This window comes from Kallipyga massiliensis ph2 (genome assembly GCF_000311985.1).
GTDB classification, from domain to species: domain Bacteria; phylum Bacillota; class Clostridia; order Tissierellales; family Peptoniphilaceae; genus Kallipyga; species Kallipyga massiliensis.
Map to the genome: position 1 here is coordinate 93,388 of NZ_HE978585.1, position 11,034 is coordinate 104,421.

The 11,034-nt window shown below is 55.7% G+C and carries 9 protein-coding genes and 3 tRNA genes; all 12 read right to left on the reverse strand.

Annotated elements, in window-relative coordinates; all coding sequences use genetic code 11:
* Positions 1–29: 29 nt before the first annotated feature.
* Positions 30–1,289 carry a zinc-ribbon domain-containing protein gene (locus HGKM_RS00385; protein ID WP_019133326.1) on the reverse strand — a complete coding sequence of 420 codons (1,260 nt, stop codon included), beginning with the start codon at positions 1,287–1,289 and terminating at the stop codon, positions 30–32.
* A 12-nt stretch (positions 1,290–1,301) separates the two neighbouring features.
* Positions 1,302–1,943: a YARHG domain-containing protein gene (locus HGKM_RS00390; protein ID WP_019133327.1), complete on the reverse strand. Its 642-nt coding sequence runs from the start codon at positions 1,941–1,943 to the stop codon at positions 1,302–1,304.
* A complete protein-coding gene (locus HGKM_RS00395) occupies positions 1,936–2,847 on the reverse strand; it encodes an N-acetylmuramoyl-L-alanine amidase family protein (protein ID WP_019133328.1) in 912 nt (303 codons plus the stop codon). The genes HGKM_RS00390 and HGKM_RS00395 overlap by 8 nt, the downstream gene beginning before the upstream one ends.
* A gap of 18 nt (positions 2,848–2,865) precedes the next feature.
* Entirely contained in the window at positions 2,866–4,170 is a 1,305-nt protein-coding gene (locus HGKM_RS00400) for a D-alanyl-D-alanine carboxypeptidase family protein (protein WP_019133329.1), read from the reverse strand.
* Positions 4,167–5,015, reverse strand: a complete 849-nt coding sequence (locus HGKM_RS00405) for an aminoglycoside 6-adenylyltransferase (RefSeq protein ID WP_019133330.1) — start codon at positions 5,013–5,015, stop codon at positions 4,167–4,169. The genes HGKM_RS00400 and HGKM_RS00405 overlap by 4 nt, the downstream gene beginning before the upstream one ends.
* Positions 5,016–5,132: 117 nt before the next feature.
* Positions 5,133–6,944, reverse strand: coding sequence for a hypothetical protein (locus HGKM_RS00410; RefSeq protein ID WP_019133331.1), 1,812 nt, complete (start codon positions 6,942–6,944; stop codon positions 5,133–5,135).
* 171 nt (positions 6,945–7,115) lie between these two features.
* Positions 7,116–7,197: transfer RNA gene (locus HGKM_RS00415), tRNA-Leu, on the reverse strand.
* 10 nt (positions 7,198–7,207) lie between these two features.
* Positions 7,208–7,282, reverse strand: a tRNA-His gene (locus HGKM_RS00420).
* Positions 7,283–7,354: 72 nt separating this feature from the next.
* Positions 7,355–7,426 (reverse strand) — tRNA-Arg (locus HGKM_RS00425).
* Between the two features lie 454 nt (positions 7,427–7,880).
* Entirely contained in the window at positions 7,881–8,372 is a 492-nt protein-coding gene (locus HGKM_RS00430) for a metallophosphoesterase family protein (RefSeq protein ID WP_019133332.1), read from the reverse strand.
* Positions 8,365–8,976 carry an RdgB/HAM1 family non-canonical purine NTP pyrophosphatase gene (gene rdgB, locus HGKM_RS00435; RefSeq protein WP_019133333.1) on the reverse strand — a complete coding sequence of 204 codons (612 nt, stop codon included), beginning with the start codon at positions 8,974–8,976 and terminating at the stop codon, positions 8,365–8,367. Before rdgB ends, HGKM_RS00430 begins: the two co-directional genes overlap by 8 nt.
* 18 nt (positions 8,977–8,994) lie before the next feature.
* The gene (gene ligA, locus HGKM_RS00440) at positions 8,995–11,013 is read right to left on the reverse strand and encodes an NAD-dependent DNA ligase LigA (RefSeq protein ID WP_034578835.1); all 2,019 of its coding nucleotides are present in this window, start codon (positions 11,011–11,013) and stop codon (positions 8,995–8,997) included.
* Positions 11,014–11,034 lie beyond the last annotated feature (21 nt).

The following is an 11,034-nucleotide window of genomic DNA, read 5'->3' on the forward strand; positions in this document are numbered from 1 at the left end:
TTTCCCTCTTACCTCGCACAATGAGGAGTTCAGCGAACATATTCCAGGGGAACAGCCAGGCCCAGGTTAGCCTGTTTGATGACCCCATTTTCTTCCTCATAATGGATGACCAGGTCCCTTTGTCCCCGGGTCTCTCGGATGTCCAGCTTATTCTCTTCGGGGATGGTGTAATAATGAACCCGATAGTCCATGGAAAGATAGACCGCCTTCTCTTCCTTGTCCAGGTGGGCCTCCATGGACCGGACTTCAAAGGATTGGATGAAAGGCAGCATCTCATAATTGGCAAAGGCTTCTTCGTAACTTTTCTTGACCTCATCGACCTGATCCTCCGCAAAAAGAGACCGAATGGAGGAGAAAGAGCCTTGTTCAATGAAGGTTTTGGCGATTTTCTCGGTGTTTTCCCGGATGGTCTCCAAGATGGTCTCGCCATCCGAACTGTCGTCGCCGGAATCCCAGCCCATGAGGATGGTCTTGTTGTCCCGGTCCACATAATAATTGGCTTGGATGGACCGGTTATCCTTAGCAATTTCCAGGCTATGAACCCCGGTGAAGGCCTGAGGGATCAGGTAGGAAATATTATCCCCCTCCTTCCGGGCTCCTTCATGAGGCGGCTCTTCCCCGTCCAGACGGACAGAAACGCCTTCCGGAACGATGACCTCCAGGTCCTCCACAACAAAGAGGTCAGAGGAGACCTTCCAGGGGTTATCCAGGAAAAAGGTTGAGGGATCCTTGACCATAGACAGGGTGACCTCATGGTCCCCCTCCAGGTCCTTGGCGGTATAGGAAATGGGGATGTCCACCTGATCCGCCTTCACGCCGGCCCCCTCTTCCTTGGCACCCGCTATACGGTAGGAGGTCACCTGGTCGAAGCCCCAGCTATGCCAAGCCTTCCGGAGATTCTCCGTCCGGGTAAAGGGACTATCCTTGACATCCATATGGCGGAGGGCTTCCTCCAAATTTCCGTTGGTCAAGGCGACAAAGGTCTTTTCCGCCGCCAGGCGGGGGGAGCGGTTTTGACCCAGGTTGAGGAAGAGGATGACCAGAAGAATGGCTAGGACCACCCCCTCTAAAACCAGAGAAATACCGAGAATGGACCGCTTTTTCTCTACAGCGGATTTGGGTTCCGGAGAAAAATCCCCGGTCCAAACGGGCTCATCAGCCCGGTCAAAAGGCCCTTCTTCCCAGACCATTTCTTCCGTGAAATCGGTCAAGTTGCGGAGGTCCTCGCCACATGAGGCGCAAAATAAAGCATGGTCAGGATTCTCTTTGCCACAGTTGGGACAATACATAGGGACCTCCTTCTACCGGTAGTTCTTGACGATGAAGTCAATGTTCTTCTTTTCCAAGTCGCTCAACCGGGCCATGACCTTGTCCATGTCTTCCTCATAGTCATCCCGCCCCTGATACCAATCTTTATCCAGGAAATAATCCCGGATTTCCTTGTTCTTAAACCAGTAGCCATGGCGGGCGAGGATCTCGTTGATGATCATTTGAGGGACATTGGAGGAAGCGGGGATGAAGCCCTCGAAGCGGTCCACCGCCCCATCGACGTCCTCGGTCGTGATCAATCGGTCATCGGAATCCGGGAGGATTTCTTCCTCCCACTCTTCTTCCTCAGTATCGAATTGGCCGATGATCTTCTCCATATATTTCTTGGTCCGAACCTCATTCTCCACAGTAAAGCCCTGGAGCCGGTTACTTTCTCTCGGCTCCTCTTCCCTTTCCTGGGCCAGGGGATCCTGCCCATTAGCATAAGCATAGGAGCCGAAGTGATCAATGCCCATGTCGGCCTTATCCACCGGGTTCAGCTTGGGAACAGAAGCTTGGTTGAAAATTTTATAGAGGCCGAAGAAGGCCAGGCAAATCAACAAAAGGAAGAGAACATTGAAAAAGATCAAGGCCCCTTTTCCGGTCTTTGTCTTCTCCTGATCCAGCTTATTCATCCTTATCCTCCTTTTCTTTTCGGGCATCCGTCCCTTCTCCAAAATAGGCATCCAGGCCGTTGGCCAGGCTTTGAACCATTTTTTCTCGAAATTCGTGATCCTGCAACAAGAGGTCTTCCTCGGGATTGGACAAAAAGCCCATCTCAAAAAGGACGGCCGGACTTTCTGCCCAATTGAGCCCGGTCATGGTGTCCGTGGTCCAGGATTTCCTGGCCACCAGTCCGGTCGCCCGGGTGTATTCCCGGACCAGGGCCTGGCCCAGTTGTTGGGAGGCCCGGTAATTTTCCGGATGGTAGGGGTTATCCGGCGAGATGGTCACCGCCATGGCCCCCTTGGCCCTAGGATTGTCCGACCCGTCGCAGTGGAGGCGGAGGAAGGCATCCGCTCCGGCCTCATTGGCCATTTGAGCACGCTCCACATTTCCGACCAGGACATCCTGGCTTTCTCGGGTCATGAGGACCCGGTAGCCCCGCTTCTCCAGCTCATCCCGAAGGAGGAGGGCGACGTCCAAATTGACCTCATACTCCCCCACTCCGGACCGAATGCCGGCAGAACCCAGGCTGGCCATCCTCTTCATCTCCTTGGACCCCGGGCCAATGGGCTCTCCTTTTGTGGAGGCATGAGCCGAGTGGCCGGGATCCAGACAGACCAGGAACTCCCGGCGAAAGTTCTCCCCTTCTTTTTCCCCCGGGAGAGATTCCCCGGGATCCTCTTCTTCCCCGCCATCAGGCTTGGGAAAGAGGGGAGAAGATGAGGGGAGGGGAACTTCTCCGGAGGGCCGGTCCTCATCCCCCGACAGTACAGTCTGACCGGTAACCGGGTCATTGGCCTTTCTGCAGGCGGTAAAGAGAAGGAGGCCAATGAGGAGGAAAAGGACGAGTTTTCGGGATGGCTGACGAATCATGGAACCTCCCTGAATCAGTTAGGAAACCAGGCTGAAGAGGAAGGTGAAGAAGGCCTCCACTCCTCTGGAAAACTTAGTCCATGGACCGGCTGACCGGGTGGCGGTGTGGGAGACGATGGGGATCTCTTCCAGGAGTTTGCCGTCCCGAGAGACGTGGATGGTTCCAAAGACTTCTTCCTCGGCGGTTGGCGCCTTCTTGGTCCGGTCAATGGTGTAGGAAACATCAAAGTTGGCGTTGGCATAGGTGAAAATATGGTAGGTCTTGGCCGGATAGAGGATGACGGATCCCTCCTGGGCATCCGGCATGTCCAGGCGCTCGATGGGCTGGGACCCGTCCACCACCGTGTGGGGGGCGAAGGAACCCTGGGCGATGTCCACCAATTCCTTGGTCGTCCGCCAGCGAGCGTCGTTGATGGGGGCACCCAGGACGATGGTGATGATGTCATAGGTCTGGTCCATCTTAGCGGAGGTCACCTGGAAGAGTCCGGCGAAGCAGGAACCGGCCTCTACCGAGGTTCCGGTCTTGATCCCCTTCATTCCGGGAATCCCGGACATGAACTCCTTAAGGGTGGTTTCCTTCTTGAAATCCCTCTCCGGCTCATCCACCAGGGTAGGTTGACTATAGTCCAGGATCTGGGGATACTTTTTCATCAGGTCGAGGATGAAGGAATAAAGCTCGCGGGCGGAGGACTGGTTATAGGTCTTGTTCTCCTCGGTTAGACCCGAGGCATTGACAAAGTGCATGGTCTTGTAGCCCAGGTCCTGGGCGGCCTTGTTCATCCTCTCCACAAAGGCCCCTTCGCTCCCGGCCACCCCCTCAGCAATGGCACAGGCGGCGTCATTCCCCGATACGGTCATCATGCCGAAGAGGAGCTTTTCCAGGGGCATGGTCATCTTCTCTTTCAGACCATAGTTGGAGGAGCCCGGTGCATTCAGGGCTGCCGCCTTGGCGGACACGGTAATGGGGGCCTGGAGAGAAATCTCCCCGGCCTGGACAGCCTCCATGGCCACATAGTAGGTCATGAGCTTGGAGATCGAGGCGATGGCCCGGGGTTGGTCCAGTCCCTTTCCCATGATGATCTGGTTATCATCGGCCAGACCGATCATGAGAACCGGGACCTGGTCGTAGTAGGTGATGAGTTTTTTCAGGGATTCTGCTGTCTCCTCCTCCGGACCGGCCAGGGCTCGGGGGCTAAAGAGGCCGGAGAAAACCAGGCTCAGGGCAAGTAAAATAGGGAGAATCCGGGTCCACCTTTTTTTCTCCGGACCCCTTCCTTTTTTGGGGATTCGGTCTTCCTTCCCCGCTGTCATCGCGTTTGTCATAACATTTCCTTCCATATTTGTCGGAACATCTTCATCATCTCCACATCCAGCTTCCGGGGGTAGTTAAAGGAGGTTCCCTGGTCAATGGCCAGGCCCACCTTCCGGAAGAGGATGCAGGACTGAAAAAGGGCATCCCAGAGATTGTCCATGTCCGTATTGGAATAGGTTCTCTGGAGGCTTTCATATTGGTTGGGGTCCATGTAGGCACCCACATTTCTCAAATCTTCCCCCAGGTTGATGGAATAACCGTTGGACCGGGCGACCGCCGTCTCCGCCAGGCGAAGGAGGATCTTTCTCCCCCGATCGAGGGCCTGTTGGGCCGGGATAAGTTCTTTCCCCTGTAAATAAAAGGCCATATCAGACATCTCCCGGAAGAAGTTCCCCGGGTGCAACTTCAACTCCTCCATGTCCGGCGACTTGGTTCGGTGGCTGATATCCGAAGTCACCCGATCTTCTATGACCCGGTCATCCTTGTCCACCCGGACCTCCGTCAGGCTATCCGCCTCCATCCTCTTGACCACTGCCTCCGGTCGGTCCACCAGGAAATCCAGCCGCATCCGGTTGGGCAAAAGGAGGCGGAAGCGGGGGGGATCGAAGGAGAGGAGGGAGGATTGGATCAGGGGCTGGTCCAGGAGATTTTCAAAGGAAAAGTCCCTCCAAAAATCCAGGTCCCGGCTACCCAACCACCAAGAGTAGGGCGAGTCCTTATCCGCCGTTGCCGCCGGATTGATCCACCGCCCCGCTCGAACAAGGAGACGGACCTGGTCCATCCGGCCGAATTGCTCTTCCAAACATTCAACAATTTCTTCGGGTTTTCTTGTGTCCGATCTTTCCTGTCCGTCCATAGGCTCCTCCCTTGCTTATATCACTTATTCCTATTATATAAAACTTAGCCCTTAATGACCACAAAAAGGCCTGCTCGGTCCATCCAAGCAGGCCTTTTGCCTATGTTTTACAGGTTATCATTTCTCTTTCTTCCGCCGGGTCAGGCAAAAAATTCCCAATCCCGACAGACCGCTGCCGAAGGCCAAAGGCAGGATAGCTACCCCCTCCCCCGTATCCGGGCTCTTTTTGGACGCCTTGCGGGATCCCTCGGACCCGGTAGCATACCGGCTACTCCCCGCCTTCCACAGGTTGTCCTTGGAATCCGGGTCGTAATACTTAGCATAGGTCCACCAGTCATCCTTGAGCTTCCCATCCGCATCCAAGGGCGAGAAGGTCCCTCCCGGTTGGTTCATCCAATCTCCGGGCGATCCCCCTTCCGGCAAGGGCTTTTTATCCGGCGTCTTCTTATCCTCTTGACCCGTCTTGTTGTCCCTACCGGACTGGCCCGAGTTCTGGTCCTTATTCTTGTCGACATCGTCGGGCTTTGTTGTTTCACCGGGCTTGCCGGTGGTGCCGGGCTTGTCCTCTTTGGGCGGATCTTCCGGTTTCTCCTGATTATCTGAGGTCTTAGGATTATCTTCGGAATCCTTAGGATTATCCTCAGAGGCCTTGGGGTCTTCTTCGGAGGTCTTGGGGTCTTCCTCCGAGGTCTTGGGGTCTTCCTCCGAGGTCTTGGGGTCTTCCTCCGAGGTCTTGGGGTCTTCCTCCGATGTTTTCCCGCTAGCTTCCACCGGAGACAGGGTCACCGTCTCCTCCTGGTTGACGATGGCGGTGATGGGCTTGCCCAGAAGCTGGTCACTTTCCTCGATGGTCCCCCTGGGGCTGCCGTAGACTACCCACTCCTGGTCCATGGCATAGTTTGGTCGGATAATTTTAACAGGGATGTCCTTGATCTCCTTGCCTTTTTCCAAGCGGATTCGGAGGGGGTAGTCGCCCGTGTTGACCATGGGATTATCCCGGTCCAAAGGCTTGGAAAATTCCTCATCCATGCTGGCCCCTGCCCCTTCCGGCAAAAGTGTATACGTACCCGGAACGGCAAATCCCTTGGCATTCTTCAATTCATAGACCCCGTCCCCTAATGCGTCGAAGGAAAGGACCGGGTGGTTCTTGGACCGGAGGCCCATGAGGTGGGCTTCCGTGGTCATGGAATAGATCTTCTTGTTGCCATCAGGAATGTAGCCGATACTTCCATCATCATAGGTCTCCTCGGGTAGGTCATAGTCCTTGACCAGGCTATCCAAAGGCTCATCAGGCTTTGAGGCGAGCTTGAGTCTCTCCTTCTCCGCTACCTGGCCCATGTTGGTCCAAATTGCATACTGGCGAAGAGATCCCGATAAACCGTCATCGGGGAGATACTTTTCCATATAGGCATCCACCTGGCCGGCAAAATCCAGGGCCTCCTTGTTGGCATAATAGGCCTTTTCTATGGCCTCTAGTCCCTCCTTTGTTCGGTCGCGATAGGCATGAATCGGCTCTTCATCTTTAATGATCTCATTGGGCTCCAGGCAAAAGATGATTCGGTCTAAATAGGAATTCTTTCGCAGATTTTCCACCCATTCCTCATCCCCTTTGGCCGAAAAGATGCCCATTTGCTCCGTCGGATACCACTTCATATAAAATGCGTTCCAGGCGGCATAATCGTGGAAGCCATAGCTACCCGGCTTGCGTGTAAAGCTCAAGCCCGTGAAAGAATAACCCATGGTTTTAAAGAAAGTGTTGTTGGTTCTTACCATATAAATCGTTTTTGCTGGCCTCTTCGCTGCCGGCTCATCCAAGGGCCCCGCCCAAGCCCTTCTTACGGGCAAGACCAGGAGTCCCGTTACCATGGCCAGGACCACAAGCAGGACCACAGCCTGTCGGGCCGGATTAAATCGTATTTTTTTCTGCATAATCTTCTCCTTTATTTCTATGCAATTTTCGGGGTGGCAACCATCCACCTCTACTATAAATTTTTAAAATCCCGCCTGTGTCCGGCTTTTGGGGACATTCGGCCCACAAACGTCCCAAGACAAAAAAATCCCCGGCAGGCTCAGAGCCCACCGGGGATAAAATTTTAAGGATGCGGGAAAAGGGATTTGAACCCCCACGCCCGAAGGCACTAGATCCTAAGTCTAGCGCGTCTGCCAATTCCGCCATTCCCGCATAAAAAAAGGGTGGATGACGGGAGTCGAACCCGCGACCTCCAGAGCCACAATCTGGCGCCCTAGACCAACTAGGCCACATCCACCACAAATAGAAGTGATGCCTTCTTTGCGAAATGACAAAAGCCTTTCGAAAGAAGGCAAGCTTCCAAATATAACGTGCCATCAGGGATTCGAACCCCGGACCTCCACTTCCGGAGAGTGGCGCGCTTCCACTGCGCTAATGGCACTCAGATTTTCACGAGAACGAGCTCGTCTTTGTATTATAGGATAAAAAAATCAGAATATCAAGCCCTCTATCATTTTTCGTCAGCCGCCCATGACAAGGGCTTGACGACCACCCCACCGACCTCCATAAGCCAGTCAACATCAATAATGTAAAGAAGACTCCTGCTTCCGTAGTGGTGGTTTGCTATTACTAGCGAACCACCACTACGTTTTTTCTGCCTCATTCGTGGTGGTTTTGCTGTTTTCGGGGAATCACCACTATATTTTTCCGCCCCCAATAGTGGTGGTTTTGCGATTTTCTCAAACCAACACTATTATTGACCACAAAAAAATAGTGTTGATTTCCAAATTTCTCCAAATCAACACTATTCTAAGATGAAATTACGAGTGGTGGTTTCCCGTTTTCGTCAAAACCAACACTATTGGACGGAATATCTCTTGCCACCACGCTTCCCCCTACAAAATCACCCGGTCCACATCTATCTGACCATCGTCATCCAGGGTCAGGATAATATAGGACTTCTGTCCATCCCCGCCCCGGGGCCAGGCACAGGATCCGGGGTTGATCAGGCGGATCCCGTCCACAACCTGGTCGTCGAAGGCATGAGTGTGGCCGAAGAGGACCAGGTCGCAATCCAGGGATTTGGCATAAGCCGCGAGTTTGTCCAGGCCATAATAGACACCAAAGAGGTGTCCATGGGTGAGGTAGGCCTTATGACCCCCGGAAAGAGGAAGGACACCGTCGTAGGGGATATGATAAGAAATAAAGTCGTTGTTCCCCTTGACCTTGAGGATGGTCCGGCCGACGATGGCCTCTAGTTCCTCGGCATCCCGGGCGTGGTCGCCCAGGTGGATGATCCGGGTCAGGCCCGGGGTTGTCATAATTTCCGCAGCGATGGTGTCGATATGCCCATGGGTGTCGGAGCAGACCAAGATCTTATCAGGCATGGAGGTCCTCCAAGAAAGCCCGGTAGGCCCTGCCCCGGTGGGAAATCTTGTTCTTCTCCTCGGGGCTGAGCTCGGCCAGGGACTTACCCAGCTCATCGACAAAGAAGATGGGGTCATAGCCGAAGCCCCCCTTGCCTTGGCGGGCGGTCAGGATATGGCCCTCCAGCCGGCCCTCATATTCATGGATGGTCCCGTGGGCCCAGAAGGCGATGACGGTGGAGAAATGGGCCCCCCGGCAAGTTTCCTCCACCCCCTCCATGGCATGGAGGAGCTTGTCCACATTGTCGTCATAGGTGACGTGGTCCCCGGCGTAGCGGGCTGAGTAGACCCCGGGGGCCCCGTCCAGGGCATCGACAAAGAGGCCGGTGTCATCAGCGAGGATCCAGTAGTCATCGGGATCCTTCCCGACCTCCTTGAGTGCCTGAACCAGGCCCTCCACCTTAAGGTCGGCATTTTCCCGGAGGGTCTCCCCCGTCTCCTCCACATCAAAGTCGGCCAGGCCCAGGTCGTCCTTGGAGAAAAGCTCAAAGCGGGCTGGATCGACCAGGCGGGTCAGCTCCCTGATCTTATCTTTATTTCCTGTGGATAGGGCAATTTTCTGCATGGTCTGCCTTCTTTCTACTTAGCGAAAATATTGGTCCAGGATTTGGTCCAATTCTTCCCCCTCCAGGACCTTGACCCCATTGTCCAGGGCCTTCTGCCTCTTGGACCCGGCCGACTCTCCGGCCAGGACCAGGTCGGTCTTTTGGGAAACCGACCCTGTGGCTTTCCCCCCCAGGGCCCGGATCCTTTCCTCCATGTCTTTTCGGGTCAGGCCTTCCATGGTCCCGGTGACCACCAGGGTCATCCCCTCGAAGGGAAGAGAGCCCTCCTCATCCTCCGCCCTTCCTTGGGCCGCGGAAGCCTGGACTTCAATCCCCTGGGCTAGGAGGTCATCCAGGGCCTGCTTGATGTGGGGATCCCGGAAAAAGTCCACCATATTTTGAGCGGTGATGGGGCCGATATCCTCCACCTGGGCCAGTTCCTCATGGCCCGCCCGGCGGAGCTCATCCAGGCTGCCGAAGTGGTCGGCCAGGTCCCGGGAAGCCGTCACGCCGACCCCCGGAATCCCCAGGGCGTTGATAAAGGCGGAGAGGGCGGGATGCTTGGATCCTTGGATGGCATCCAAGAGATTTTGGGCCTTCTTCTCCCCGAAGCCCTCCAATTCCAGGAGGTCCTCCCTGGTCAGTCGGTAGAGGTCGGCCATCTGGTCCACCTCCCGGTCCACCAGCTTGTCCAGGGTTTTGACGGATAGGCCCTCGATATCCATAGCCTCCCGGGAGCAAAAGTGGTTGAGCCGGCGGACCAGCTGGGGCTTGCAGGAAAGGGAGTTGGGGCAGTAGATATGGACCTTGTCATAGACCAGGTCGGTCCCGCAGGCCGGGCAGTGGGTGGGCTTGTCGATAGGCCGGGTGACCAGACCCTCATCCGGCATGGCCCCCAGGATTTCCGGGATCACCTCGTTAGACCGGCGAATGAGGACCCGGGCCCCCAGGGTCACCCCCTTGCGGACGATGTCATCGTAGTTGTTGAGGGTGGCCCGGGAGACGGTGGCCCCGCCGATCTCCACAGGGTCCAGGAGGGCGATCGGAGTGACCTTCCCCGTCCGGCCCACATTCCATTCCACCGACCGGAGGATGGTGGTGACCTCCTCGGCCTCAAACTTATAGGCCATGGCCCAGCGGGGAAACTTGGCCGTGAAGCCCAGGACCTCCCGGGTCCGGAGGTCGTTGATCTTGATGACCACCCCATCGGTCAAGACGTCCAAGCTGTGGCGTAGCTCCTCCACCTCATCGATCGCCCCCTCCACCTCATCAATCGTCCGGCAGAAGCGGGAGAAGGGGTGGACCTGGAAGCCATTCTCCCGGAGAAAGCTGAAGATGGCCTCCTGGCTGTCGAAGAGATCCTCCTCATCATAACCCACGTTATAGGCATAAACCGCCAGCATCCGGGACCGGGTCACCGCCGGATCCAGGTTCCGAATGGCCCCGGCCGCCCCGTTCCGGGCGTTCTTCAAGGGAACTTCGGCCCGCTCATTGTATTTTTCTAAGGCCGAAAGGGGCATGACCCCCTCCCCCTGGACTTCAATCTTCCCTTGGTAGGGGATGGATAGGGGGACGGTTTGAATGGTCCGGATCTGGGCCAGGACCTCCTCCCCCACCCGTCCGTTGCCCCGGGTGGCCGCCATGACCAGCTTGCCTTCGTCATAGGTCAGGTTGATGGTCAGTCCATCAAACTTAAACTCGCAGACAAAGGCCAGGTCCGGGAGAGGATCTTCCGGGTGGGCCAGGTTATAGGACGAAATCTGCCTTTGGCAGCGGTCCACCCAGGCCTCCACCTCTTCACGAGACCGTACCTTGTTTAAGGAATAGAGAGGACCCAGGTGGGTGTGCTTTTCAAACTCCTCCAGGACCTCCCCACCCACCCGCTGGCTGGGTGAGTCGGCCAGGACCTGTCCCGTTTCCTTCTCCAGGTCCAGGAGCTCCCGGTAGGCCCGGTCCCACTCCTCGTCGGAGACCGAGGGGTTGTCCAGGGTATAGTATTCCACATTCCAACGATTCAGGGTTTCCACCAAGTCCTTCATCCGCTTTACGGGGTCCATGTTATCCTCCCATCTCATCTC